Here is a 25,031-nt window from a genome sequence, read left to right on the forward strand (position 1 = left end):
CGGACTGCGTTAATCATCACCGGACGGACAACAGGTGGAAGTCAGCGAACACGGCCCACTGGACGCACCACCGCTGCTCCTGTTGCACGGCCTGCTCATCGACCGCACGATGTGGCAACCCGTCGTGGAGACACTCGGTCACTCGTTCCGCCTGCTGATCCCCGATCTGCCCGGGCACGGCACGGCCCGGAACCGGCGATGGAATTCGATGAGCCGAGTGGTGGACGACCTGACCGACCTGGTCGACAGCAGGGTCCCCGACGCCCGGGTCGGTGTGGTGGGGCTGTCGCTCGGCGGGTATCTGGCCTTGGAACTGGCCCGCGCGGCGCCGGATCGGATCGCGGGTGTGGTCGCCAGTGGAGTCAACGCCGTCCCGTTGCCGTTCTGGTCGCCACCGCGGCTGCTCGGTCCGGTGCTGGCGCCGTTCATCGTCACCCGGCCGATGCTGAGCGCCAACGCTCGGGTGCTACGGATACCGGCCGACCTTCACCCGTGGTACCGGTCGGCGGCCCGTCGGACCCATCCTCGGGCGTTCGCCCGCATCAACCGGGAGCTGACCGGATATCGACCTCCGGTGGACAACGCGTTCGTCCGACCGGTCCTGGTGCTGTGCGGCGGCGACGAACCGCCCAGCATCCGGCGCTCCGCGCCACTGCTCGCCGCGGCTTTCGCACGCGGAGAGCATCGGACGGTTCCCGGCGTCGGGCACGGCTGGATCATCGAGCGACCGGCGTTGTTCACCGAGACGGTGTCGAACTTCATCACCCCCCTGTTCCCCTGAATGCCCGGCTGGAGAGTCACGGTGACGGATCGCCCGCCATTGACCCACGTCCGTTCCGGTACGGAGTTGCGCCGCTGGTACTGGACGCTCGCCGAGCTGACGGAACTGGCCCGGACAATGGGCGTCCCGCGCGGGGGCGGCAAGCTGGCACTGATCGAGCGGCTGGCCGCAGCGTTGGACGGCACGGCGGCGCCGGAGCCTCCTCGGCGGGCGGGGCCGGCGCGGCAACTGGATCCGCCGGTGACGGTCGACACCGTCATCCCCGCCGGGCAGCGGTGCGGTCAGGTGCTGCGGGAGTTCTTCCGCCGACAGGTCGGCAAGGAGTTCGTCTTCGACGAGTTCATGCGGGCGTTCATCCGGAACGGTGCCGGACGGACCCTGGGTGATGCCGTCTCGCACTGGTACGACACCCGAGCCGAAGCCGCCCGCGAACGGCCGGTGGCAGCACAGTTCGAGTTCAACGCGTTCCTGCGGCAGTGGCGGAGGGTCCACCCTCGGGCGGGCCGGGCGGCTGCGCTGGCCGCCTGGCAGGAGCACCGGTCGCGGCCGGTGGAGGAACGTCCGGGACCGCTCCGGACCAACGAGCCATCGACCGGGGAGGCCTGCTGAGCGAGGGCGCGGCCGGGTCGGTCCCGGGTCAGCCGGAGCGGCTCGAAGCAGGCCACCGGCACGCCGGTCCACCGTCCAGCCGATCGATGCCCGCGGCGCGGGTTGCCGAAGGTCGCCCTACCGCTCGTGGCCGGGGTGCGGCGCGATGGAACGGGCGGTGCGCCCCGAGGAGTCCGGCGTGTCCCGGTGGTGGGTCGCCGGGCCGAGGATCTGCTCGGGGCCGGCGACCAGCTCGCTGGGCAGCCGCTTCGGCAGGGTGGTCCGACGGACGCGGCGACGGGTGGTCGTCCGCTTCGCGTGGCCCTGGTGGGTGCGGACGGCCGATTCGGGTGCCGCGGCGTCAGCCCGTTCCGACTGCCAGAGGCGCAGCGCCCGCTTGATCCGCTGGCTCTCCGCCCACGCGGCCTCCAGCTCCCGTTCCCGCTGCCGCAGCTCGTACGCGAACCGGCGCAGCAACGCATCGACCTCGTCACGGCGGTAGCCGCGTTGGTACCACGGTGCCAGCGGCAGCTGCATCCCGGTGAGGTCCTCGGGGATCAGCCTCCCGCCCGACGGACTCCCACTCCGGTACGTCCCCATATCAGCCTCCGCCCCCGTCATGATCTCTACAGCCGGAAATACGGATGTGCCGCGGTGACCGGTTCACCACTCGAGCCGGTGGCCCGTCGGTGCTCGGGCACTCCACCGGCACCACACATCCCGCATCGCCGAGAAACGTTCGCCCCGGGGGACCGAGTACGGAGCTCCCGCTACCACCCGGGACCCCTTGTTCGGGACCGACGCCGGACCAACCGTCAGGTGACGTCGGCTCCCGGCACGTAGACGGCGCCGGTGCGGATGTTCGGGACGGCCGCGCGGATGTGCCCGCGAGCCAGATCCTCGGCCCGGTCGGCGTCGCCGTCGGCCAGCGCCTCGATGATCGCCAGATGCTCCGGGTGTGTCTCGTGCGGGTCGCGATAGAGGCCGGGCGCGAGGCTCGTGGTGAGGATGTGGTGCACCTCGGCGGTGCGGCTGAGCAGCGGCTCGCCGGCCAGTTCCAGCAGCGCCCGGTGGAACACGACATCGGCCTGGTAGTACGCCTCGGCCGAGCCGGTCGTGGTGAGCTGCTCGTAGGCGTCCTGGAACAGCACCCGCAGCCGGGCCAGTTCGGCCCGGCCCGCCCGGCCGGCGGCGAGCCGGCAGGCGAGCCCTTCCAGGACCGCACGGATCTCGAACACGGCCCTCATCCGGTCGGCGTCGAAGCCCACCGCGTGCCAGCCGCGCGGGCCGGCGGTGACCAGGCCCTCGCCCTCCAGTCGAGCGAGGGCACGACGGACCGGTGTGCGGCTGACACCCAGCGCGACGGCGACCTCGCTCTGGTTGACCGGCTGGCCGGTCGGGATGTCGCCGCTGAGCAGCATCGCACGCACCCGCTGGTAGGTGCTCTCCTCCACCGGAAGGTAGGTCGTCTCAGTGCTCACGGCAGCCTCTCGCCCGCGGGTTCCGGCAGGCTCGTCGCACGCTCGGACCGGATCCGGACGGCCTGCCCCGATGCGGCCGACTGGTAACAGGCCTCCACCACTTCCATGGTACGGACATAGTCCGTGGCGGGACTCTCCGCCTCGGCGTGCCCGCGCAGGGCGTCGACGAAGTTCTGCTGAGCGGCGATCGCGCAGCCGCCCTTCCAGCCGTCCGGTATCCGGTAGTCGTGCCGGGCCACCCGGCCGTCGCGGTGCAGCACGGTCATCGTGCCGTCGTCGGCGACCTCCAGGGTGGCGTCCGTGCCCTCCACCGACATCGTGCCGTACGCCAGGCTGCGTACCGTCCGCGCGACCGCCGAGCGGTCGGCGTCGTAGACCACGATGCCGCCGCCGGTGGTGTGCAGGACAGCGATGACGAGATCCTCGCCGGCGACCGCCGGGTTGACGGTGGCGGTCGTGCACCGAACCTCGTCGATCTCGCCGAAGAGGTAGCGGGTGGTGTCGACGTAGTGCACCCCCGTCTCGAACAGCACCAACCGGGGCATGGTGGCGAAGTAGGGTTGATCCGGATAGGGCCGCTCCCCCCAGCCGTCGCCGGGTCGCATCCGCATCGTGGTGTGGAACGGCCGCCCGAGCACCCCGTCGTCGATCAGCCGCTTCGCCTCCCGGTACCACGGCTGCCAGCGCCAGTTCTCGTTGACCACGAGGGGCACACCGTGCCGCTGCGCCAGCTCCGCCAACTCGGCGGCTTCCGTCACGGTCGGCGCGAGCGGCTTCTGACACAGCACCGGCAGTCCGCGGTCCACCGCGAGCCGGATCAGCTCACCATGCGTGGCCGGAGGCGTGCAGATGTCCAGGAAGTCGGGCCGGACGCTCTCGATCGCCGCATCGAGGTCGATCCCCGACCAACCGACGCCGGCCTCCCGTGCCACCGCCGCCACCCGGTCCGGATCACGGTGCCCGACCAGCCCGCGGATCTCCGCCCCGGACACCGCTCGCCAGGCGGCGAGCTGGATCGGCGCGAAGTAGCCGGCGCCGACCATCAGACCCCGCAAAGGTCGTTGCATCCCCGTCGCTCCCCTTCTCACTTACCGCCGCCGACCCGCCGCCGCGACGATCGCCGCACCGACCTCGACGGTGCCCGCGGTCCCACCCAGGTCCGGCGTGCGGACCCGTCCCTCGGCGAGCACGTCGCCGACGGCGTCCTCGATCAACCTGGCCACCTCGGCCGCGGCCGGATCCGCGTGCCGGTCCGCCAGCCAGTCGAGCATCATGGCCGCCGACAGCACGGTGGCGATCGGGTTGGCCACGCCCTTGCCGGCGATGGTGGGCGCGGAGCCGTGCGCGGGCTGGAACAGCGCGTGCTGGTCACCGACGTCGCCGGAGGCGGCCAGGCCCAGCCCACCGACCGTGGCTGCCGCCAGGTCGGAGATGATGTCGCCGAACATGTTCTCGGCGACCACCACGTCGAACATGTCCGGCTGCTGCACCTGGTACGCGGTCATCGCGTCGACGTAGACGTGGTCGGCGCCGATGTCGGGATGGTTCTCGGCGACCCGGTCGAAGACCCGCCGGAAGAACGCGTACGAGGCGAGCACGTTCGCCTTGTCCACGCAGGTGACCATCCGGCGGCCGTCCCGGGGGCGCCCGGCGCGCTTGCCGGCCAACCGGAACGCCTGCTCGGTCACCTTCCTGGTGCCGGTCGCCGTGATCACGATGGTGTCCGTGGCGACCTCCTCCCGCACGTTGCAGCCACCGGTCCGGGAGGCGTAGAGGCCCTCCACGTTCTCCCGCACGACCACGTAGTCGACGGGTGGCGCGGCCGACAGCGGGCTGGTCAGTCCCGGCCAGGACCGGACCGGCCGGATGCCGGCGTAGAGGTCCAGGTCGAAGCGGAGCCGGAAGATGACGTCGCCGTTGACCTCCCGACCGTCGGGGTGGCGCGCCTCGGGCAGACCGATCGCGCCCATCAGGATGGCGTCGGCCCGCACGCACGCCTCGTACGTCTCGTCGGTCAACACGGTGCCCTCGCGCAGCCAACGGGTGGCGCCTGCGTCGTGTGTGTCGAGATGGAGCGAGATCCCGCCGTGCGCGGCGGTGAGCCGTTGCAGCACCTCGGTGGCGACGGCGGTGATCTCGGGACCGATGCCGTCTCCGGGCAGCACGGCGATGCGGTAGTCGGTCATGCGGAAACCTCCGGTCGGGGGGTGGCGGGGGCGGACGGGTCGAGGGAGAAGACGCTGGCGGCGGTGCCGGCGTAGACGAGGCGCCGTTCCCCGGGGGTCAGACCGACGGCGTCGAACTTCGCCAGTTCCACCGGGATGTTGTCGATGTGGTCGCTGCCGAACATGACCCGGTGGGCGCCGAGCCGACGCACCATCTGCCGGACGCTGAAGGCCGGGCACCAGGACGGCTCGAGGTGGACGTTCGACAGCGTCACCGCCACCTCGATCGCCTCGGCACAGAACGCGCCGAATCCGGCGTGGCAGAGCACCACCGGCCGCTCGGCGTACCGGCGGGCCGGGTCGACCACCCGGTGCGGCAGGGTGTGTGGCCCGCCCAGGCCGGTGTGCACCATCACCGGTACGTCGTAGTCGGCGGCGATTCGGAACGCCTTGTCGCATACCGGGTCGTCGGGCGCCACCGCGAACCCCGCAGTATGGATTTTCACCGCGACGAAACCCGGCCGATCGAGCAGGGTTCCGGCCCGTCGCCGGTACTCCGCGTCGGGCAGGCGCGGGTCGAGGTTGACGATGCCGTAGAGCCGCCCGGGATGGCGAGTGACCGCCTCCCCGATCTCGGCGTGCACCTCGTCGGCGGTCTCCCGGTCGGTCGACGGCTGGGGCATGACGAGCGTGGTGTCGATGCCGTGGTGGTCCATCGCCGCGAGCAGCTCGGGCGCGCCCGCCGAGTATCCGGTGGCGGCGGAACGACCGAAGTGGCCGTGCACGTCGACCAACGGTGACCGGCGGCTGGCCGGCCGGATCGTGTGTACGTCGTATCCATTCAACGGCTCAGGCATGTGTCGACTCCTGCCAATCGGCTCCACCGAGCCTCGCCACCACGGCCAGCAGATCGTCGGGACCGCCGACGTTGCCGGGGAAGACCACATAGGTGAGGCCGGGAAACCGGCTGTTCATGCCGGCCCGCCACACCGGCACACCCGGCACCACCTGCCCGAGCACCTCGGCCCGGTTGATGCCCAGCCCGTCCGCGGCGACGTCGCTGGAGGTGATGCCGCCCTTGGCCACCACGAAGGCGGGCCGCGCCGGGATCCGGCCGACGATCCGTACCAGCCCGGTCGAGATCCGTACGCTGCGGGCGAGGGCCCGCGCCGCGGTCGCCGCGGTCAACACCCGGCGGCTGGTGTGCACCACCGCGGTGCACCCCGCCGCCATCGCGTGGTCGGCCAGCGTGGCCACCCGGTCGACCTCGGCGGCCGCCTGCCGTTCGGTTCCGGCGAGCAGTGTCGCGTCGACCTCGACGCCCACCACCGTGGGGTCGGCGAGGAGCCGTTCGAGCTGGGCGGTGGTGGTGGGCACGTGGGAGCCCACCACCACCAGTCCTCCCCCGCCGGTCCGCCGCCGCAGCCCCAGTTCGCCGTTGGTGAGCAGGTCGCGCGGCGCCAGCCCGGCACGGACCCGGACGAAGGACGCCGCTGTGCGGTAGAGCAGTCGTGCCCCGGCCGCCTCGGCGGCCAGCACCCCGGCGACCAGCACGTCGAGGTCGGCCTGGTCGGCCGCGTCGCAGGCGCAGACGGCACCGTCCCGCAACCTGGACAGCCGGCGGAAGACGGCCGCCGGCCCACCCGTGCGCAACTCCCGCAGCGTCAGCACCTGCACGGCCTCCCGTGGGATCCGGCCGCCGCTGCGCTCGGCCACCCAGTCGGGCAGGTCGGACGAGCCGAACCCGAACGTGGCGTCCCGGGCGTACGGCGTCCGGCCGACCGGCGTCCAGCCGTCGGCGTCGGCCACCCAGTGCCGGCCGTCGACGGTCACCCGCCCGCCCTCGAGGAAGGCGGGCACCAGCAGGACGCCGTCGAAGTCGCCACCGAGACCGTCCGCCAGGGCCATGGTCTCGTCCGGGAAGTGTCCGCGCAGGGTCGAGTCACCCCGGCTGACCACGACGACCCGACTGCGCACCGACTCGGCGGCGGCCCGGATCTGCCGGCCGGTCCTGGTGTTGATCTCCGCGGCGCGCTCCGGATCGAGCGACCGCGAGTTGGTCAGCAGGAACAACGCCGGCGGTCTGGAGGAGAGTTCCCCGGCGATGGCGGCGGCGTCCCATCGGGTGAGCACCGGCACCCCGTGTGCCGTCTGTGTGCCGGTCGGGTCGTCGTCGAGGACGACGACCGTGCGCCGTTCGGCGGCGATGCGCTGTGCCAGTGGCGGTACGAGCGGCTCCGCCCATGGGGCGGGCAGCCCGGCCAGGTCGGGCGCGGTCGACGAGTGACTCATGAGCCGGTCAGCTCCACCTGGACGCCGCCGGAGCGGCGCGGATCGAGGAAGACCGACCGCCGGCCGCGGATCCCCTGGTGCGGCGCCGGCTGGGCGGGCGGGACGCCGACGCCGTCGCCGTGCCAGGCCACGTCGACCGAGTCCACAGCGAAGCAGAGGTGGTGCAGGCCGGCACCGTGCCGGTCCAGCCACTCGTGCAGCGGGTGCGGCCGGACCAGGGGCTGCACCAGTTGCAGGTGGACGTTGCCGAGGTCGAGGTGGGTGAGCAGGACCGTGTCGTCGTTGACCACCTCGGCGTGCGTGACGGTGAAGCCCAACCGGTCCCGCCACAGCGCCAGCGCCTGCTCCGTGTCGGTCACCACCAGCCCGACGTGGTCGAGCCCGCGGACCTGCTCGCGCATGCTCATCCCTTCACCGCTCCCGCGGTCAGACCGGACAGGTAGTAGTCCATGAGGAAGGAGAAGATGATCACCACGGGCAGCGCGCCGAGCAGCGCCCCGCCCATCAGTTGGCCCCAGGCGAACACGTCGCCGACCTGTAGTGCGTTGACCAGGCCCACCGCGACGGGCTGCTTGTCGGTCGAGCGCACGAAGGTCAACGCGTACAGGTACTCCTGCCAGCAGAGGGTGAAGGCGAAGAAGAACACCGAGACCACGCCCGGCAGCACCAGCGGCAGGTCGATCACCATCATCGCCCGTAGCCGGCTGGCGCCGTCGATCCGGGCGGCCTCCGCCAGTTCGACCGGCAGACTCTGGAAGTAGCTGGAGAGCATCCAGGCGATGAAGGGCACCAGGAAGGTCAGGTACACCAGGATCAGCGCGCCGAGCGTGTTGCCCAGGTGCAGCCGGTTGACCACGACGTTCATCGGGATGAACAGCAACGCCGGCGGCAGGAGGTAGGTGGAGAAGACGATCACGCCCACCACGGCGCCGCCGCGGTACCGCAACCGACCCAGGCTGTACGCCGCCGGCACCCCGATGACCAGGGCGATCGCCGAGGCCGACAGCGCCACGATCAGGCTGTTCAGCGTCCAGGTGAGGAACTTCGTCTCGGTCAGCAGCTCCCGGAAGTGTTCCAGGGTGAGCCCACTGACCGAGAACGGCCGGTCGGCGACCCGGTAGAGGTCCGATCCGGTGCGCAGCGAGGTCAGCGCCATCCAGACGAACGGGAACAGCGTGAAGACGGTGAACAACGTCATCGTGACGGTGATCAGCAGTCGGCGGCCCAGTTTCAGGCGGCGCAGCAGCCGTCCGGTGCGCGGCGCAGGCGCGGGCAGGGATGGCCGGGCGGCCCGGCCGGACACGGTGGTCATGGTCATTTCGCCTTTCGTCGCATCACGGTCAGTTGCAGCGCGATGATCGCGGCGAGCGCGGGGAACACGAAGAACGAGATCGCCGAACCGGAAGCGATGTCCGCGCCCCGGATGCCGGTGCGGAACGCCAGCGTGCTGATCAGGTGGGTGCTGTTGACCGGGCCGCCGTTCGTGAGGATCCAGACGATCTGGAAGTCGCCGAGCGTCTGCACGAACGAGAAGAGGGTGACCACCACCAGGATCGGGGTCAGGTGCGGAAGGATGACGTACCGCAACCGCTGCCACGCGCTCGCGCCGTCGACGACGGCCGCCTCGACGAGTTCCTTGGGTACGGTGGCCAGCCCGGCGAGGATGATGATCCCGAAGAACGGGGCGCCCCGCCAGATGTTGACCGTCTGCACGGCGGCCATCGCCCAGCCCGCCTCGCCCAACCAGGGGATGTTGCCGTCCACCAACCCGACCTGCCGGCCGAGATAGGTCAGCACGCTGAAGTCCGCCTGGAACATCCACATCCAGGCCAGCACGCTCAACGACGAGGGCACGACCCAGGGCAGCAGGAACGCGGCCCGGAAGAACCGGCGGAACCGACGGACCTCGTTGAGTGCCAGCGCCATCACCAGGCCCAGCACCAGCTTCGCGAACACGGCGGTGACCGTGTAGTTGAACGTGTTCCACATGGTCCGGGCGAAGACCGGGTCGTCGAGCAGCTCCAGGTAGTTGGTCAGCCCGACGAAGGAGACCGTGTCGCTGCCGAGTGACTTGTCGGTCAGGCTGAACCACACGGTGAGCACCAGCGGATAGCCCACCAGCCCGAGGACCACCACCGCCATCGGCAGGACGAGCAGGTAGCCCAACGGGGTCTCGCGGTCCAGGAAGGACCACCGCTCACGGGCGGCCGGAGGGCCCGACCGGGCCGGGCGTCGGGACCCCGCGACCCGGTCGACTGTGCGTGCGGTCATCGACGTCAGCCCCCGTACACCTTCTTGAGCTCACCCTCGGCGACCCGGATGGATTCCTCCGCGCTGGCCTTGCCGCTGATCACCCGGGCGAACATGTTGACGATCGTCTGGTTGTTGTAGACCTGGGCCGACTGCCGGGAGGCGGGCCCGGGCCAGCCCGGCATGTGCCCGCCGGCGGCCAGCCCCTTGAGCCCCTTGAGCTTGGCCTCGGAGTTCCACGGCATGGTGGGCAGGTCGTCGTAGCCCCTCAGCAGCGGGGTGTAGTAGGTCAGCGCGATCTCGGCCAGCTTGCCGAGCTGCGCCTTGTCCATCAGGTGGCCGAAGAGGTCCTTGGCCGGTTCGATCCGCTTGCTGTGCGAGAAGATCGCCAGCGAGTTCATCTCGACGAGCTGCTGGTGACCGGCGGGACCCTCGGGGTAGCGGGCGTGGCTCATGTTCTTCGCGACGTCCGGCGCCTGCTTCTGGGCGGTGTACCAGATGCTGGTGGCGTTCTGGGTCACCGCGATCTTGCCGGCGAGGAAGCTGGTGTTGTTGCCGCCCTCGTCGTAGGAGGAGATCTCCGGGGCGCTCGCGGCGGCCAGGTCCTGCATCACCTTGACGGCGGCGCGCGTCTCGGCGCTGTTGATGGCGACGGTCTTACCGTCCTTCTCCACCTCGGCGGCCCCGTAGGACCACAGCAGGGAGTAGGCGACGCTGGCCGAGTCGTTCGGCCCCGCCTGACTCATGGTGAGTGCGACCCGGGGAAGCTTCGCGTCCCGCAGCCGGGTCGCGGCCTCGACGAGACCGGTCCAGGTCTTCGGGAACTCGGTGATCCCCACCTGCGCGAACAGGTCGGTGCGCCAGTTCATCACGTGCGCGGTGTAGGCGCGCGGAACGGCCCGCCACCGGCCGTCGACGACGCAGGCGTCCCGGGCGACGTCGTACCAACCGCCGTCGCGTTCACCGATGGATTCACACAGGTCGGTGAGGTCCACCAGCCGGTCCGCGTAGATGTGCGCCTGGTTGGCGAAGAGTTCACCGAGGTCCTCGCCGGCGCGGGACTCGACGACCGCGGCGATCTGCTCCCGCCACTCCTTGGCGAAGGTCAGCTCGACGGCCCCGCCGTGGGAGTCCGCCCAGGCGGTGGCCTGCTTCTGCTGGAGTTCGTGGATGGCGGGGATGAAGCTGGCACGCATCAGGCCGGTGAGGCTGGCTCCGCCGAGCGATGTCCCGCCGGCGGTCGAGGTGCCGTCCTCGCCGCACGCGGCGAGGGCGACGGTGAGGCCGGCGCCGAGGCCGAGGCTCAGCGCGTGACGGCGGGACATGGCGATGCGGCTCAGGTGTGGCATGGCTACTCCAAGGAGGGTCGACCGATGGTTGATCCGGTCGTGGAGGTGTGGTGGGGGTGCGGAGGCGGTCCGGCCGAGCCGGTCGCTCCGGGGTGTGGCGCCCCTACCGGCAGGTGCACCGATGTCGGGGCCGTCTGTTCGTCTCGATGCCGCGGTTCGCCGTCGTCGAGCCGGCGGTCGCATCGCCGGCTCCTCGCGGTGGCTGCGGGATCACCTGCGGGCCTCCCCTGCCCGAGCCGCGGGAGCGGGGCGGCGGCCCCGGGAACGTCCTCCGGCGGGCACCGCCCCGCGTCCCGTCACTGCAGGAAGTCGCGCAGCTTGGTCGCGTTGCCGGCGTCGTCTCCGGTGATCAGGTAGTACATCATTCCGGCGTCGGAGACGTCACCGTTCTTGTTCATGATGTTGTTGACCACGTTGTGGACGTAGCGCAGGTCGGGGTCGGAGGAGGTGGCCATCCAGGACCACTTGGCCTCGCCGCCGCCCGTGCCCAGACCGGCGTTCTGGTCCGGAATCCGGGTGTAGCGCACCTGGGGGAAGTCGCGGCGGATGTCGGCCAGGTTCCAGATGTTGTCGTCGTCGTCGTGGTTGTTGTTCCAGTCGGAGTGGGAGATCAGCGCTACGTACGGGTGCACCGCGGGGTCCGAGGCGTCCAGCGCCCGGTAGATGACACCCATCGGTCCGGCTCCGACCACGCAGAGCCGGCTGCTGGCCGTCGAGGCGTTGATCTTGTTCTTGAGGTGGTTGACCGCGCGGCCGAGATCGGCCTGGCTGTCGCGGAAGATGGTGCCCACGTCGTAGCCGAACTGGCCGGCCGTGCCCTCGGTCGCGGTGACCATGTCCCGCTCCCAACTCGCGGTCGAGCTGCCCAGGTGGGAGTTGTAGTCCCAGTGCACCAGCCGGGACTGCTGGCCCTTCTCCGCCAGGAGCGCGAGGGCCATGGCGGAGCCGCCGATGTCGTCCCGGTCGTGGTAGTTGCCGTCGGAGCTCACCGCGATCCGCTCGCACGGATAGTTGAGCGCGGGTGCCGCCGCGTGTGCGGCCACCGCACCGGGACCGAGCAACGCGAATGCCGCCACCGCCGTCGCGGCGAGGTGCCACCTCCCGCTGAACGCCTTGTTCATCCGGCCTCCGTTCATCGATGCGAACCTGACGGATACGTTGTATACAGTGAACACGGCCAGCGTCAATGGAAACTTTCTGGCAATGCTTGAGTAACACTGCGCAACGGGGCGCCTGCCAGCAGCACGGGAGTGAACACTCCGACCCGCCGCCGGGGGTTTCACGTCACCGCCACCCCCGAGGCCTCGCCGATGAATCGTTTCAGCCCTCGCCCGGCCCGGGCGATGCCGACGAGATCCGCGCCCGCCTGCGGATACGCTGCTCAGTCGGCGTTCCAGGGCGTGATCGCTCCGGCACTGTCATCGGCGATCCCACACCCGACAATTGAAAACTGTAGATACACGTGGCAGCCTCGGGCCACCGCCCGGTACGCTCCGCGACCCCGGCCCCGGCTCCCCAACCGGTGCTGTCCGCGCCACCGGCCCTGTGACCCGCTCCGCACGGCGGTGGTGACACGTACCGGCCCCCGGTTGGGCGAGCCGGGGGCCGGTACCCCGGGTCCCGTGAGATCGGGCGGCAGGCCTCGAGCAAGGCCACGCGTCACGCGCGCACCGCACTCCGACAGCCGGCTCTGCGGATGCCGTGGGCGAACGTGCGGCGTCGCGGCGACCGAGGTCGCTGGCATCCCGGTCCCGGTCGAGGTTCACGGTCGAGGGTTCGTCAGCCACCGCCGACACGCAGGACCCGGTCCCTGGTCGCGGCCGGGCGGCCGGGACCAGGGACCGGGGAAACTACCGTCAGAGGTGCCGTGCTGACGCCACCTGACGGGCGAGCATCGGGATCAGGACAACGGCGGGTACGCGTTCTGCATGAGCTGCTGGAACTGCGCCGGGAACCAGGCGCCGGAGATCGGCGCGTTGGGCAGGGCACCGGTCATGCTGTTCCCGTTGCGGGCGTTGCCGGTGTACGTCGGGTCGCACATCCGGTCGAAGCCCTTGCCCTCGTCGTTCGGGATGGCGGTGCTGGAGCCGTCCGACTCGCCCGGGGGCTTCACCCAGACGTAGGCGTCGATGCCCGGCTCGGGGTTCGCCCGAGGCCGCTCACCGAGACCCGCACCGGACTGGTTGCACCAGTTGCCGGCGTGGATCCGACGGTCGATGCGGCCGCCGTTGACGTAGGCGTCGACGTTGGTCATCGGACCCGGGCCGGTGGGCCGGGCGGAGCCGCCCCAGCCGTTGCGGGAGGTGTCGATCAGCATGCCGATGGTGTTCCGGAAGCCCTTGGAGATCAGCTCCTGCCGGAACGCCTGGGCGAACGAGAGCTCGTCGACGTAGAAGTTCCAGTCGACCCACTTGGACTGCCGCACCATCTGCCCGTTCACCGTGTCCGTGACCTTGAAGTACGGTTCCTTCAGGGCGGAGTAGTTCGCCGTGTTGACGATGAAGCCGGTGACGTTGTCCACCGTGCTGCCCGAGGCGATCGCCGCCTGGTGCAGCAGGGTCGCGACCGGGCTGAAGTTGCTGTCCCAGCCGATCCAGCCGTGGTGGGCGGCGTCGATGTAGTTGTAGACGTTGCCGATCGCGCCGAGCTTCGCCAGGGCGTAGCCGACGCCGTTGATGTACGCGCCGTTGGCCTTGACCGTGTCGCACATCGCGGTCGCGCCCGGGCTACCGCCGGTGTTGGTGTGCAGGTTCGGGATCGAGTCGATCTCGATGATGTTGACGATCCGGAGGTCCTTGTACTTCGGGTCGGCCTGGATCGCGGCGATCGGGTCGATGTAGTCGGACTTGTACTTGGGCAGCTCGTTCGGACCCAGCTCACCGTTGGAGGCGAGCGCGGCGCAGTCGCGGCCGGGCAGGTTGTAGATGACGAACTGGATGTAGTCGGCACCCTGGGCGAGCGCCTCGTCCAAGTGGTCCCGGACGCCCATCGCGCCGTTGGAGCTGCTGTCCGGGGTGCCGTTGATGGCGGCGATCCGGTCGATCCAGACGGCGGTCGGGTTGTTCGACACCCGGCTGCCGCCGGCCACCGACTCGGCCTTGGCCTTCCACTCCGGGTTCACGTAGCCCGTCGCGTCGGCGTACGGGTTGTCCGCCTTCGGCCCCGGCGGGGTCGTCGGGCCGGTCGGCGACGGGGTCGGGCTGGCCGTCGGGGAAGGGCTCGTGGTGGGCGACGGGCTGCTGCTGGTCGGCGGGGTGGTCGGAGTGCCGCCGTTGCAGACCGTGCCGTTCAGGGTGAAGGACGTCGGTTTCGGATTGCTGCCACTCCACGAGCCGTTGAAGCCGAGGCTCACCGTCGCGCCGCCGGCGACGGCGCCGTTCCAGGACTCGTTCTGGGCGGTGACCTCCTGACCGGACTGGGTCCAACGGGCGGCCCAACCCTGCCCCACCCGCTGGCTGCCGTTCGGGAAGGTGAAGCCGAGCGTCCAGCCGTTGAGGGCGTCGCCGACGTTCTTGATGTTGATGGAAGCGGTGAACCCACCCGGCCAGTCGTTGGTCGTGTAGGACACCTCGCACTGGGTGGCAGCCTGAGCCGCGGTGACCGGTAGCGTCACCAGCCCTCCCGCGGCCAGGATGCCCGCGCCGGAAAGCGCGAGCGCCCGGCGTGAGCCGGACAGCCTTCTCCACACGTTCATTACTCAGATCTCCTTGGGGACGGGACCGGGCCGCAGGCGGCCCGGCTGATCGACCCGGTGGGCGTACGCGTGACAGACCACCGGTGTCGTCGATGTTGTTCCGAGGTGCCCGACCCGGACGGGCGGTGGTGGTGCGACGGCGTCGACGGTGACGCGACAAGGGCGGTCGGCGGGATGGTCGTCCGGCGAACCGGAGCCCTCGACCTCCTGCCGACGCGCTATTTCAGCGCGGCTCCTACTGCTTCCCCACTGTGACATGGGAGCACTTCCGAAACAATAGCCGCATCCATTTTTCCGGCAACTGGAATGTGCAATGCCCACCCTACGGGTGCCGAGCGTCCGATGCATTCCGGGCAGCAGGAAACGCCCCACGTCCGGGCGATTCAACGATGCTATCGCCGCAGCTCAGAGGCATCGCGGAGCCAATGAGGACGAATTCAACCCACGGAAGCCATTATCGCGAGGACGCAATTATAGAATCACGGTCTGATTGATGTGAGGAGACGGAAAGGCCAGCAATTGTCGGTCAGCAGATCCCGCATCGCGCGCCGGGCTGCTCACGCAATCTATATCTGCCGAAACCGGGGCTACGCCGCTCGTGTTGGCGGGTCGGCGACTACCGCCACCCGGAGCAGCCCTCCATCATCATCGATGTCGTACCGGCCGCCGGGACGGCCTGGGCCGGAGTGGTGGGCACGACCGCCGCAAGCCATCGCTCAATCTTCATGTCCGGATCGTTGCCGACACATGACGGGTGGGGCCAGGTCCACGGACGCGCTCGACCGACACATGAGGGATGACCTGGGACGACGTGCGTCGAAACGCTGAAACGTGTCTCAGGCCACCGGTGGGTTCGCGGCAATGCCGCATCCGACTCCCCTGCGGTGAAACCTGGGCCGGTGACGCGGGGTGTCCCTCTGTCGATCGGTGCTGCGCCGGTCAGTGGAAGCCGAACGAGTCCTGAGGAGACACCATGTCACGACGGTCCTGGCGTCAGTTGGCGGTTGCCGGCCTGATAGTTGCCGCAGGTGGTGGGGCGTGGGCGGTGGCCCCGATCGCGTCGGCCGGCGACGCCCCGCGCATCACGCAGCTCGCCGGTGTCACCGAGGGTGCCACGCTGAGCGGCACGGCCCGGATCGAGGCGCGCACCAGCGGCACGGTCGACCGGGTGGAATTTTCGCTCTCCGGCGCGAGCACGGCGACCTGGACCGAGCGGGAGGCGCCCTACTACTTCCTGGGCAACAACGGCACGACCGTGCCGGGCTGGAACGCGGCCACCGCGCCGGACGGCGCGTACACGCTGGCGGTGCGGGCGATCGGCCCCGGCGGCATTGCCCAGCGCACGGTCCGGTTCACGGTCGGCCAGCGGGCCGGGGGGCCGGCCTCGACGCCGGCGACCGGCGGCAACGCGAGTGCGGCGAACCCGTCGGTCAGCAGCGGAGTGGCGACGTTCACCGCGAACAAGACCATCGGCAAGCTCTCCGTACCGGATTCCTGGACGGAGATCGTGATCGGCGCGGGGGTGACCCTGAAGGGCAACTTCTTCATCCCGGCCAACCGCACGAAGCCGTTGACGATCACCGGCCGGGACAAGCAGACGTCCCAGTTGACCGGCGACGGTCCGCACGTCAAGGACTACGCCCGGGCCGGCGTGACCACCGAAGCGAAGATCAAGCTGACCCTGCGCACCTACACCTCGGTCAACCCACGCTTCTACCACATGTGGGCCAAGAACGCGCAGGTCGTCATGTCGGGCATGCGGTACCTGGACAACCGGGACCTGGGCAGCAACAACTCCGACGGTTTCAGCGGCGGCGACGACTCGCTGATCGAGAACACCCTCATCGACACCTGGGACGACTCCGCCAAGCTCTACACCGGCGACCTCACCATCCGGGACACCACGATCGTGCACAACCGCAACGGCGCCCCGATCCAGATGGCCTGGGGTGACTACGGGAAGGGCACCGCGATCCTGGACGGGCTGACCGTCATCTCCAACTCGTCCAACGGCTACAACCAGGGCGTCTTCTCCTGGGCCGGCGGCACGAAGGCCGACACCCGGACGATCCGGATCGTCGGTGCGGGCTTCACCCGCAAGGTCAACCCGGGCATGGTCGAGGCGCCGCTCTACGCGTTCAAGGACGGCGTGAAGAACAAGACCATCCGGGTCGAGGGCGGCGACTGCACGGTGGTGCGCAGCACCTCCGCCAACACCGTCCAGGGCACCAACACCTCCGGCAACAAGGTCGTCGTCACCGGCTGCGAGTGACGGCGTCACCGGGTGCGGAGCCGGGAGGGCGCCCGGCCCCGCACCCCGAGTACCACCACCTTCACCTCACCGTCCCCGCACTTCGACGCGTACGCCGCACGCGGCTGGACGGGATTTTCTCGGTGGCAACCGCCTTCCGTGACCGCGGCGGGCATCGGCACAAGCAATGGCAGGAGTGACAGGCATGGCGAGGAGCAGCAAGCGATGGACGACCGCGGCAGGTTTCGCCGCGGCGGCGACCGCGATGGTGGCGGGTATCTGGATCCTGGGGCCGCAGGCGTCCGCCGACGAGACCCTCCGGGTGACAGGGCTGACCGGAATCCCTGCGGGCGGGGTGGTCAGCGGAACCGTCGCGATCGAGGCGAAGGTCGACGGCCGGCCCGACAGCGTGGTGTTCCACCTCGACGGCGCGACGGACCTCACCCGGACCGAACGGGTCGCACCGTACTTCTTCGGTGGTGACAGCAACGGGTCGCCCTTCGGATGGGACAGCCGGACGGTGTCCGAGGGGAGGTACACCCTGACCGCTGTCGCCAGCAGGGGATCCACCACGACCAGGCGCAGCGTCACGTTCACCGTCGACCAGGACGGCCGCACGACCCCGACTTCTCCCACCACGCCGGCTCCCACGGACCCGAGCAAGCCGAAGCTGTGGGTGACCTCCGACATGAGCGAGCCGGGCGGCGAGACCGACGCCGACGACATCTCGGCCCTGGCGGCCCTGAGCGTGTACGCCCCGAAGTTCTCCCTGGCCAAGGTCGTGGTCGGCGGTGAGCAGCGGATCACCGACTGCGCCGGGGCGATGACGCACGCGCGGAACGCCTACGGGGCGTACCTGAAGAACCTGGAACTGTCCTCGATCTGCGGCCTCCAGGGCGGCTTCACCACCTGCACCGCCTCGAACCCGTGGGTGAAGAACCCGCCGGCCACCGTCAAATCCCTGATCAGTGCCGTGCGGGCCGGCGGGCTGACCGTGCTCAACTGGGGCCCGATGACCGAGTCCGCCGGCGCGGCCTGCTGGCTGGAGCACAACGCCCCGCAGGACCTCGCGAAGCTCTCCATCGTCAGCCACTGGACGGTCACCAGCCCGGGCTTCCCGATCGACCCGAACTGCGGGCCCGACCGTTCGGCCTGCGAGTACGTACACGAGCTGGCCGCCAAGAACAAGATCAAGCTGATCGAGCTGGGCGCCGCCGGGCAGAAGTTCATCAACACCGCCCGCGGCGCGTGCGGCGCCGACGTGACCATCCCGAAGAAGGGCCCGGGCGTCCAGCTGAACGCCAAGTACGCCGGCATCACACCCGACTTCTCCGACGCGATCACCTTCCTGGTGTTCCTGCACGGCGGGATCGCCGGCTATGACACCAACGGCAAGGGCGACGCCAACTTCGACACGGCGTACGACCGGGTCTGCGCCCAGGCGCCCGCGATCTTCGACGACCTGCGCGCCGCCTCGAAGTGAACCGCGCGGGCCGGGCCGGCGGCACGCACCGGCCCGGCCCGTCGACGAGTCGCATCCAGCCAGGCGCCCGGCCGACGCGGATGCGTCGACCGGGCGGGGCCCGTCCTCACCTCAGTGTGTCGATGACCTCCTGAAGACGGCCGGCACTACGGGAGAAGGCCTTGTCGTTGCGCAGGCGGTGCGGCTGGTACTCCTTGCCGAGCCCACCGAAGATCTCGATGGCGCCGTTGTGCCCACCTTCGATCTTCTGACCGTTGGCTGCCCGGTCGAGCATCATCGTCACGATGTCGGCCGAGATGCCACCGGCTGCGACGACCAACCTCCGAAGGTTCTCGCTCCAGTTGCGGCCGTACTCGTCGTCGATGTGCGCCTCGGCCGCGAAGAACGGGCGGTAGAGCGTCGATCCGAGTGCCATCGCGGTGTACATCTCGAAGTAGCTGATTGTGTCGTCACCCGGCAGCAGGCCTTTGCCGCCGAGGTCGATGGAGACCGTGGCCACGACAGAGCTGAGGTGGGTGCGGAGAGCCTCCTTCTGCGCGCCGCTGAGCCCGGGGTGGCCGTTGGCGCCCGGCTCGGTGCCGGTCACGATCGCGATGTACCGGTACGCGTGGTTGGCCGCGAACTGTGACAGCCCGGAGACCATGTACAGCCGTCCCTGCGAGGTGTTCTTGCTGGTGACCGGCAGCAGTGGGGGCGCGGGCGCCTTGGTCGTCGCGGCGGAATCGGGTCTGCTCGGCGCACTGGAGGCCACGGCGCCGCTGGTGCGCTGCGCTATCGAGGCGCTCGGGACCGGGGCCGGCGTCGTCGTGACCGCGACGGTGACCGGGGGCGTCGCCGAGGGGGCCGATGATGCGACCCGGGCGTCGCCCGGCTCGCACCCGGCGCTCGCCCCGGCGAGGACAACGATCACCATCAGCGCGGCGACCTGCGGCCGCCGTCGGACGGCCGGTGCGAGGCCGGCCGCGCCGAGGGGAACGGGGGGCCTGCTCTGATTCTGGTGTTGGAGATTCACACAGAATGGCACTCCACGGGCCGGTGCCAGGTTTCACCGCTGGACCGGTCGGTCACGTCATTCGGGAACCCGTTCGTGCAGCACGTCGACGTAGAAGGCCCGCTGGTCGCCGCGGATGGAGAACCGGGTCTGCGCGATCCAGCCGAACTGCTCCAGGGTGCGGCGCATCGGCTCCAGCAGCTTGGTCTTCTCGCAGCTGTCGTCCGGGGCCAGGATGCCGTCGAGATCGGTGAAGTCCGCCCGCGCGTTCGTTCCGTCCAGTTTGAGATAGCGGAAGCGGTGGGCGTCACCGTCGAAGGCGCTGGTGAGGCCGGCCGCGCGATCGGCGGGCGTGGGGCCGTCGAGCAGCGCCCGAAGGGCCTCCTTGGCGACGCCGCGGGCCGGGACGTCCCGCTTCACCGCGACGACCTGCGGGCAGCGCTGGCCGGCCTGCTCACGCAACAGGAACAGCTTCACCTCACGGGTGCCGACGGTCGGCTCGGTCGCGGGCTGGATCGGGCCACCGGTCTCCGTCGCCGGGGCGCTCGCCGTCGTGCTGGACGGGAGATCGGACGGGCGGGGCGGCGAGGGCACCGGTGTCGGTGCGGCGGGGGCCGTCGGTGCGGGAGCGGCGAGCTGCGGCGCGCGCGACGGTGCGGCGGTCACGGCCACGCCGACGGGAATGGCTGCCATCGCTGCGGCGACCAGACCGGCCACGGCGACGGAGCGGACGCGTCGACGGCGTGCGCGGTGGCGCAGGTCGCCCAGATCCGGCGGACGTGCGGTGTCGGCGGCGGTCCCGGCCAGCCGGCGCAGCGCGTCACGTGTCGCGTCGGCGTCCGGAACTCCGTCAGTCACCGTCATCTCCCCTGGGCGTAACCGTCGCCACTCTACCGTTTGACGCTGCCACATTAATCACATACGGTGCGATCGTTATTTAAGCGGATGAGTACGACAGTGTCCAGGTGGGATGGTCGCCGCACGGTAAGCACCCGAATCGGGGATGCGCGCGTCGCGACAGGTGTCGAGAGGTCCGATGTCGACAGATCGGGAGTTCACCGAGTTCTACCTGGCGACGTACCGTCGGCTGGTGGGCCAGCTGTTCGTGCTGACCGGCAATCGCCACGACGCCGAGGAACTCGCCCAGGAGGCGTTCTCCCGGGCCCTGCCGCGGTGGACGAAGATCAGCGGGTACGACGCGCCGGAGGCGTGGGTCCGGCGGGTCGCGTTCAACCTCGCCTTCTCCCGGCGCCGCAAGGCGCTGCGCGGTGCGGCCGCCCTGCTGCGTCTCGGTGGCGACCGGTTCCACGACGGTGACAGCAGTGACGGTGTCGCCGTCGCCGAGGCGCTGCGGGCGGTGCCGGTACGGCACCGGCAGGCGTTGGTGCTGCACTACGTCGTCGACCTTTCCGTGCGGGAGGTGGCGGTCGAGCTGGGCGTGCCGGAGAACACCGTGAAGACGTGGCTGCGGCGGGGCCGGCAGCAGTTGCACGCGGCGCTCCGGGTGGACGAGACGACCGGAACCGAGGACCTCCTCGCTCACCTTCGCCCCTGAGCGGAGCGGGGTGGGATGCCGGCGTTGTCGCCGCACCCCACCCCGACCTGACCCTGATCAGCGCAGAATGACGCTGTCCACGTCGAAGAGGAAGCCGGTCCCGCCGGTGAAGAGCAGGTGCAGCGGGCCGCTTCCCGCGCCCGACAGCGACGTCGAGACGGTCCGGTAGGTCGTCCAGCCGCCGGTGGCGGGCACGTCGACCGAGCCGAGCAGCGGGCCGGTCGCCGAGCCGGCCCGAACCTCGATGGTGCCGCCGGAGGTGCCGGAGGCGACCCTTGCGGAGAACTCGGTCCGGCCGGTCGTGGACACCTCGGCGTAGCCGACCCAGTCGCCGTCGTTCAGGTACCCCGCCGTGGCGCCGCCCTGCGCCGCGCCGTGGAACGCCAACTGGACGCCGGAGTGCGACGTGTACGACTCACCCTGCACCGTCTCCGCAGCACCACCACCGCCCCCCGAGGCGGTGAGGAAGGTACGCAGCTTGTTGGCGTTGCCGGAGTCGTCGCCGGTGATCAGGTAGTACATCATTCCGGCGTCGGAGACGTCGCCCTTCTTGTTCATGATGTTGTTGACCACGTTGTGCACGTAGCGCAGCCGCTGGTCGGAGTTGTCGGCCATCCAGGCCCACTTCCCCTCGCCGCCGCCGGTGCCGAGGCCGGCGTTCTGGTCCGGGATCCGCTTGTACTCCACCTGGGGGAAGTCGCGGCGGATGTCGGCGAGGTTCCACCGGTTGTCGTCGTCGTCGTGGTTGTTGTTCCAGTCCGAGTGCGAGATCAGGGTGACGTGCTGACGCGCGGCGCTGTTCGAGCCCTGCAACGCCCGGTACACGACACCCATCGGGCCGGCACCGACGAGGCAGAGGGTGTTGCCGGCGGTGGAGGAGTCGACGGCCGCGCGGAGATGGGACACGGCGCCGTCGAGGTTCGTCTGGCTGTTGCGGAAGATGCCGGCCACGTCGTAGCCGAACCGCCCGGCGACGCCCTCGGTGGCGGTGACCATGTCCCGCTCCCAGCTCGCGGTGGAGCTGCCCAGGTGCGAGTTGTAGTCCCAGTGCACGAGCCGGGACTGCTGGCCCTTCTCCGCGAGCAGCGCCAGCGTCATGGCGGACGCGCCGATGTCGTCGCGGTCGTGGTAGTTGCCGTCCGAACTCCAGGCGAGCCGCTCGCAGCCGAAGTCGAGGGCCGGCGGCGCGGCCTGCGCGGGCTGCCCGGTGAGCGCGACGGCGGCGCCGAGCCCGAGGGCACAGGCGGCAGCCGCGAGACCGGGGTGGTTGATCCTTGGCATCCGTGGTCCTTCCGGTACGAGGGTGTGGTCGCCGTCCGGCCGGGACCGGGTGCTGTCGGCCCGGCCGGACGGCTCACAGACGGACACCCCGACCCATGGTGGAAGGTTTCGCCGCCACCACGGGTCAACTGCCCGGCATACCGCCCTCGGGTTCAGCCGTCGCCGCGCCGGCCGCCCTGCGGGCGTGAGCCCTCGCATGCCTGCTGAGCGCTCGCCCAGGTGGCGTCGTCGACGTCGGCCGGCCGTAACGCCTCCAGCCCGCCCTGGCGGTTCCCCTCGGCCGGCTGTCCCGAGGGTCGGGCGGTGGGTCGGTCGCTCGGTCGGGCCGTCCGGTCCCCCTGCCCGCTGCGGCCGGGTCGGGCCGAGGGCAGGTCATCGGGTACGTCGATGCCCTGCTCGCGCAGGCACGCCGCGTACGCGGCCAGCCCACCGGACGCCGGCGGGGTCGGGTTCGACTGCTCGGCCGCCGGTTCGCCGCCGCAGCCGGCCGCGAGTGCGAGCAGGGCGGCGCCGACCGCCACGGTCAGGGCCGGTCGTCGATGGATGCGGGGCATGTGACTCTCCTCGGGTCTCGGGTGCGGGCCCACGCCCGCCCGACCGGGTCAGCAGAGACGACCAACCTCCGGCGTCGCTCCGACGGGCCTGGGAGTCGCCTCGGAACCGCGGGCTGTGAGGCAACTCCGAGGTGCGGCCGAGTTCCCTGTCAGCAAGTGGGTCGACGATCGCTGCCATGGGCATCCACCTGCACGTGTGGCGGGCGGTCCGGCGCCGGCCGGTACCCGCCGTCGCCGCCGCCACGCTGGTCGCGGTCACCGTCGCGGCGGGGGCGGTCGCGTTCTCCGGCGACGCGGATCGGGCCGCGGCGCCGGCGGCGACCGTACGGGTGGACCGGGGTGAGGTGACCTCGGCGGTCGCCGCGACCGGCTCGGTACGGCCTGCGGCGAGCCGTGGACTGGCGTTCACCGCGGTCGGCACCGTGACCGAGGTCCGGGTCCGCCCGGGGGCCGACGTCACCGTCGGGCAGGTGCTCGCGGTACTCGACGACGACGAGGCCCACGCCGAGGTGACGCGCGCGGAGCAGGCGCTGGCCGACGCACGCGCCGCGCTCGACGACCTCGAGGCCGAGGATGAGCCGGACACCCCCGCGTGCGCCACGTCACCCGTTTCGGACACGCGGGGAGACGGCGCGGGAGGTGCGGCCGGCGCCGCCACGGCGGGCGACACCGCCCGGACGACGCCATCGGGCGACCCGGGGTCACCCACACCGAGGCCCGAGCCTGACCAGCCCTCGCCGTCGGCCTCGCCGTCGGCCACCCGGTCGGCCGCACCGACTCCCACGGGATCGTCGGCCGCCCCCGTCAAGCCCTCGCCGAGCGGAACCGGGAAGGGGCCGGCGGCTAGCGCGTCGACCCCGGCGTCGGCGGGCCCACGAGGTTGCCCGGCGGAGCCGGGTGGTTCGGGGCCGGGCGGGAACGCCGCCGGCGCCGACCCGCTGCTGCGGGCGCACCAGCAGGTGACCGCCGCGCAGCTGGACCTGGCCGAGGCGGAGGATCGGCTGGCCGGTACGACCATCACCGCGCCGGTCGCGGGACGGGTGCTGTCGGTGGCCGGGCCGGTGGGAACCCGGGCGTCGGCGGGTGCGCGCTTCATCGAGCTGGCGGTCGTCGACGGGATGCAGATCACGGCGACCTTCCCGGAAGCCGACGCCGGGCAGATCACGGTGGGGCAGGCCGCCACGGTGACCCCGGCCGGACGGCCGGACACCGAACTGGACGCCGAGGTGGTCGAGGTGGACCCGGTGGGCACCAGCGACGGTCAGGTGGTCCGGTTCGGGGTCCGGCTCGCGCTGGACGGTGCACCGGACGATCTGCTGATCGGGCAGAGCGCCGCCGTGCGGATCCGGATCGCCACCGTCGCGGACGTCCTGCGGGTCCCGTCCGGCGCGGTCGAGATTCGGCCCGACGGGTCGGGCAGCGTACTGCTCGCCGGGGCGGCCGAACCACGCGCCGTCGTGATCGGTGTGCGGGGTGACCAGTTCGTGGAGATCAGGTCCGGCCTCGCCGAGGGTGACCTGCTCCTCGCCACCGGATGATCTCGCTCAGCTCCGGGACAGGTCGCTCCCAGCTCGCTCCGAGGTTTCCCCGATAGACCTGGCAATCGTGTCTGATCGCCGTACCCGTGTGCTCGTCGTCGACGACGAGGAGAACATCCGTGCCCTGCTGTCGGCGACGCTGCGGCTGGTCGAGTTCGACGTGCGGGTGGCCGGCGGCGGCCATGAGGCGTTGGCCCTGGCCGAGGAGTTCGATCCGGACCTGGTGGTGCTCGACGTGATGCTGCCCGACCTCGACGGCTTCCAGGTCGCCCGGCGGCTGCGCGGTGCGGGGGCCGGGGTGCCGGTGCTGTTCCTCACCGCGCGGGGCACCGTGGAGGACCGCATCTCCGGGTTGACCGTCGGGGCGGACGACTACGTGACCAAGCCGTTCAGCCTGGAGGAGGTGGTGCTGCGGATCCGGGCGATCCTGCGCCGCAGCCGCGCCGACGACGCGCCGGCGCCGGACGGCATGCTGCGCTACGCCGACCTCGAACTGGACGAGGACGCTCACGAGGTCCGGCGCGGCGGCCGGGTCGTCGAGCTGTCGCCGACCGAGTTCAACCTGCTGCGGTACCTGATGGTCAACGCCGGCAGGGTGGTCAGCAAGGCGCAGATCCTCGACCGGGTGTGGAACTACGACTTCGGCGGCGACGGACGCATCGTCGAGTCGTACATCTACTACCTGCGCAAGAAGATCGACGTGCAGGCCCCACCGCTGGTGCACACCGTCCGAGGCGTCGGCTACACGCTACGGGTGCCTCGCACCGGGGGTGGGTGA

Annotated in this window: 24 protein-coding genes; 8 read left to right on the forward strand and 16 right to left on the reverse strand. The window is 70.8% G+C overall.

The window, feature by feature from the left end:
- Positions 1-34 precede the first annotated feature (34 nt).
- Together O7600_RS07670 and O7600_RS07675 are read left to right on the forward strand one after the other, a co-directional pair.
- Positions 35-781, forward strand: coding sequence for an alpha/beta hydrolase (locus tag O7600_RS07670; RefSeq protein ID WP_281592992.1), 747 nt, complete (start codon positions 35-37; stop codon positions 779-781).
- Between the two features lie 21 nt (positions 782-802).
- The gene (locus O7600_RS07675; RefSeq protein WP_281592993.1) at positions 803-1,390 is read left to right on the forward strand and encodes a DUF6434 domain-containing protein; all 588 of its coding nucleotides are present in this window, start codon (positions 803-805) and stop codon (positions 1,388-1,390) included.
- Between the two features lie 117 nt (positions 1,391-1,507).
- Here O7600_RS07675 and O7600_RS07680 read toward each other — a convergent pair whose 3' ends face one another.
- The 12 genes from O7600_RS07680 to O7600_RS07735 all read right to left on the reverse strand — a co-directional run bounded on the left by O7600_RS07680 (position 1,508) and on the right by O7600_RS07735 (position 14,600).
- Positions 1,508-1,906, reverse strand: coding sequence for a hypothetical protein (locus tag O7600_RS07680; RefSeq protein ID WP_281592994.1), 399 nt, complete (start codon positions 1,904-1,906; stop codon positions 1,508-1,510).
- Positions 1,907-2,184: 278 nt separating this feature from the next.
- A complete protein-coding gene (locus O7600_RS07685; protein WP_281592995.1) occupies positions 2,185-2,850 on the reverse strand; it encodes a GntR family transcriptional regulator in 666 nt (221 codons plus the stop codon).
- Positions 2,847-3,917, reverse strand: coding sequence for a Gfo/Idh/MocA family oxidoreductase (locus O7600_RS07690; protein ID WP_281592996.1), 1,071 nt, complete (start codon positions 3,915-3,917; stop codon positions 2,847-2,849). The genes O7600_RS07685 and O7600_RS07690 overlap by 4 nt, the downstream gene beginning before the upstream one ends.
- A 21-nt stretch (positions 3,918-3,938) precedes the next feature.
- Positions 3,939-5,036 (reverse strand): isocitrate/isopropylmalate dehydrogenase family protein, encoded by a 1,098-nt coding sequence (locus O7600_RS07695; RefSeq protein WP_281592997.1) that lies wholly within the window; start codon positions 5,034-5,036, stop codon positions 3,939-3,941.
- Positions 5,033-5,872, reverse strand: coding sequence for an amidohydrolase family protein (locus O7600_RS07700; RefSeq protein ID WP_281592998.1), 840 nt, complete (start codon positions 5,870-5,872; stop codon positions 5,033-5,035). The genes O7600_RS07695 and O7600_RS07700 overlap by 4 nt, the downstream gene beginning before the upstream one ends.
- Positions 5,865-7,307: a four-carbon acid sugar kinase family protein gene (locus tag O7600_RS07705; protein ID WP_281592999.1), complete on the reverse strand. Its 1,443-nt coding sequence runs from the start codon at positions 7,305-7,307 to the stop codon at positions 5,865-5,867. The genes O7600_RS07700 and O7600_RS07705 overlap by 8 nt, the downstream gene beginning before the upstream one ends.
- Positions 7,304-7,708 carry a VOC family protein gene (locus O7600_RS07710; RefSeq protein WP_281593000.1) on the reverse strand — a complete coding sequence of 135 codons (405 nt, stop codon included), beginning with the start codon at positions 7,706-7,708 and terminating at the stop codon, positions 7,304-7,306. The genes O7600_RS07705 and O7600_RS07710 overlap by 4 nt, the downstream gene beginning before the upstream one ends.
- A gap of 2 nt (positions 7,709-7,710) precedes the next feature.
- On the reverse strand, positions 7,711-8,625 hold the full coding sequence (locus O7600_RS07715) for a carbohydrate ABC transporter permease (RefSeq protein ID WP_281593001.1): 915 nt from the start codon (positions 8,623-8,625) through the stop codon (positions 7,711-7,713).
- Positions 8,622-9,578 carry a sugar ABC transporter permease gene (locus O7600_RS07720; RefSeq protein WP_281593002.1) on the reverse strand — a complete coding sequence of 319 codons (957 nt, stop codon included), beginning with the start codon at positions 9,576-9,578 and terminating at the stop codon, positions 8,622-8,624. The genes O7600_RS07715 and O7600_RS07720 overlap by 4 nt, the downstream gene beginning before the upstream one ends.
- 5 nt (positions 9,579-9,583) lie before the next feature.
- A complete protein-coding gene (locus O7600_RS07725) occupies positions 9,584-10,906 on the reverse strand; it encodes an extracellular solute-binding protein (protein ID WP_281593003.1) in 1,323 nt (440 codons plus the stop codon).
- 296 nt (positions 10,907-11,202) lie between these two features.
- Entirely contained in the window at positions 11,203-12,027 is an 825-nt protein-coding gene (locus tag O7600_RS07730; RefSeq protein ID WP_281593004.1) for a hypothetical protein, read from the reverse strand.
- Positions 12,028-12,806: 779 nt separating this feature from the next.
- Positions 12,807-14,600 (reverse strand): glycoside hydrolase family 6 protein, encoded by a 1,794-nt coding sequence (locus O7600_RS07735; protein ID WP_281593005.1) that lies wholly within the window; start codon positions 14,598-14,600, stop codon positions 12,807-12,809.
- A gap of 1,045 nt (positions 14,601-15,645) precedes the next feature.
- On the opposite strand from O7600_RS07735, the gene O7600_RS07740 reads away from it, so the two are divergent.
- A complete protein-coding gene (locus O7600_RS07740; RefSeq protein ID WP_281593006.1) occupies positions 15,646-16,872 on the forward strand; it encodes a hypothetical protein in 1,227 nt (408 codons plus the stop codon).
- A 184-nt stretch (positions 16,873-17,056) separates the two neighbouring features.
- Positions 17,057-18,334: a hypothetical protein gene (locus tag O7600_RS07745; RefSeq protein WP_281593007.1), complete on the forward strand. Its 1,278-nt coding sequence runs from the start codon at positions 17,057-17,059 to the stop codon at positions 18,332-18,334.
- Between the two features lie 106 nt (positions 18,335-18,440).
- Here O7600_RS07745 and O7600_RS07750 read toward each other — a convergent pair whose 3' ends face one another.
- On the reverse strand, positions 18,441-18,977 hold the full coding sequence (locus O7600_RS07750) for a hypothetical protein (RefSeq protein ID WP_281593008.1): 537 nt from the start codon (positions 18,975-18,977) through the stop codon (positions 18,441-18,443).
- A gap of 31 nt (positions 18,978-19,008) precedes the next feature.
- Between O7600_RS07750 and O7600_RS07755 the strand changes: the two genes are divergently transcribed.
- Positions 19,009-19,326, forward strand: coding sequence for a hypothetical protein (locus O7600_RS07755; RefSeq protein WP_281593009.1), 318 nt, complete (start codon positions 19,009-19,011; stop codon positions 19,324-19,326).
- A gap of 77 nt (positions 19,327-19,403) precedes the next feature.
- Here the strand turns inward: O7600_RS07755 and O7600_RS07760 are convergent, their stop codons facing one another.
- Positions 19,404-20,183: a GerMN domain-containing protein gene (locus O7600_RS07760; protein ID WP_281593010.1), complete on the reverse strand. Its 780-nt coding sequence runs from the start codon at positions 20,181-20,183 to the stop codon at positions 19,404-19,406.
- A 178-nt stretch (positions 20,184-20,361) separates the two neighbouring features.
- On the opposite strand from O7600_RS07760, the gene O7600_RS07765 reads away from it, so the two are divergent.
- Positions 20,362-20,880 (forward strand): sigma factor-like helix-turn-helix DNA-binding protein, encoded by a 519-nt coding sequence (locus O7600_RS07765; RefSeq protein WP_281593011.1) that lies wholly within the window; start codon positions 20,362-20,364, stop codon positions 20,878-20,880.
- A 57-nt stretch (positions 20,881-20,937) separates the two neighbouring features.
- Here O7600_RS07765 and O7600_RS07770 read toward each other — a convergent pair whose 3' ends face one another.
- Positions 20,938-22,161, reverse strand: a complete 1,224-nt coding sequence (locus O7600_RS07770; protein ID WP_281593012.1) for a carbohydrate-binding protein — start codon at positions 22,159-22,161, stop codon at positions 20,938-20,940.
- A 152-nt stretch (positions 22,162-22,313) separates the two neighbouring features.
- The gene (locus O7600_RS07775; protein WP_348651376.1) at positions 22,314-22,682 is read right to left on the reverse strand and encodes a hypothetical protein; all 369 of its coding nucleotides are present in this window, start codon (positions 22,680-22,682) and stop codon (positions 22,314-22,316) included.
- A 209-nt stretch (positions 22,683-22,891) separates the two neighbouring features.
- On the opposite strand from O7600_RS07775, the gene O7600_RS07780 reads away from it, so the two are divergent.
- Both O7600_RS07780 and O7600_RS07785 read left to right on the forward strand, forming a co-directional pair.
- Complete coding sequence (locus tag O7600_RS07780; RefSeq protein WP_281593014.1) at positions 22,892-24,253, forward strand: HlyD family efflux transporter periplasmic adaptor subunit; 1,362 nt, start codon at positions 22,892-22,894, stop codon at positions 24,251-24,253.
- Positions 24,254-24,311: 58 nt separating this feature from the next.
- On the forward strand, positions 24,312-25,031 hold the full coding sequence (locus O7600_RS07785; protein WP_281594087.1) for a response regulator transcription factor: 720 nt from the start codon (positions 24,312-24,314) through the stop codon (positions 25,029-25,031).

This window comes from Micromonospora sp. WMMA1998, from assembly GCF_027497375.1.
Classification (GTDB): domain Bacteria; phylum Actinomycetota; class Actinomycetes; order Mycobacteriales; family Micromonosporaceae; genus Micromonospora; species Micromonospora sediminicola.

Excerpts from the sequence above, each read along its gene's own strand:
- O7600_RS07680 (WP_281592994.1), bottom strand. The coding sequence starts at position 1,906 with ATGCAGCTGCCGCTGGCACCGTGGTACCAACGCGGCTACCGCCGTGAC.
- O7600_RS07690 (WP_281592996.1), bottom strand. The coding sequence starts at position 3,917 with ATGCAACGACCTTTGCGGGGTCTGATGGTCGGCGCCGGCTACTTCGCG.
- O7600_RS07695 (WP_281592997.1), bottom strand. The coding sequence starts at position 5,036 with ATGACCGACTACCGCATCGCCGTGCTGCCCGGAGACGGCATCGGTCCC.
- O7600_RS07700 (WP_281592998.1), bottom strand. The coding sequence starts at position 5,872 with ATGCCTGAGCCGTTGAATGGATACGACGTACACACGATCCGGCCGGCC.
- O7600_RS07705 (WP_281592999.1), bottom strand. The coding sequence starts at position 7,307 with ATGAGTCACTCGTCGACCGCGCCCGACCTGGCCGGGCTGCCCGCCCCA.
- O7600_RS07710 (WP_281593000.1), bottom strand. The coding sequence starts at position 7,708 with ATGCGCGAGCAGGTCCGCGGGCTCGACCACGTCGGGCTGGTGGTGACC.
- O7600_RS07715 (WP_281593001.1), bottom strand. The coding sequence starts at position 8,625 with ATGACCATGACCACCGTGTCCGGCCGGGCCGCCCGGCCATCCCTGCCC.
- O7600_RS07720 (WP_281593002.1), bottom strand. The coding sequence starts at position 9,578 with ATGACCGCACGCACAGTCGACCGGGTCGCGGGGTCCCGACGCCCGGCC.
- O7600_RS07725 (WP_281593003.1), bottom strand. The coding sequence starts at position 10,906 with ATGCCACACCTGAGCCGCATCGCCATGTCCCGCCGTCACGCGCTGAGC.
- O7600_RS07730 (WP_281593004.1), bottom strand. The coding sequence starts at position 12,027 with ATGAACAAGGCGTTCAGCGGGAGGTGGCACCTCGCCGCGACGGCGGTG.
- O7600_RS07735 (WP_281593005.1), bottom strand. The coding sequence starts at position 14,600 with ATGAACGTGTGGAGAAGGCTGTCCGGCTCACGCCGGGCGCTCGCGCTT.
- O7600_RS07745 (WP_281593007.1), top strand. The coding sequence starts at position 17,057 with ATGGCGAGGAGCAGCAAGCGATGGACGACCGCGGCAGGTTTCGCCGCG.
- O7600_RS07750 (WP_281593008.1), bottom strand. The coding sequence starts at position 18,977 with ATGGTCTCCGGGCTGTCACAGTTCGCGGCCAACCACGCGTACCGGTAC.
- O7600_RS07765 (WP_281593011.1), top strand. The coding sequence starts at position 20,362 with ATGTCGACAGATCGGGAGTTCACCGAGTTCTACCTGGCGACGTACCGT.
- O7600_RS07770 (WP_281593012.1), bottom strand. The coding sequence starts at position 22,161 with ATGCCAAGGATCAACCACCCCGGTCTCGCGGCTGCCGCCTGTGCCCTC.
- O7600_RS07780 (WP_281593014.1), top strand. The coding sequence starts at position 22,892 with ATGGGCATCCACCTGCACGTGTGGCGGGCGGTCCGGCGCCGGCCGGTA.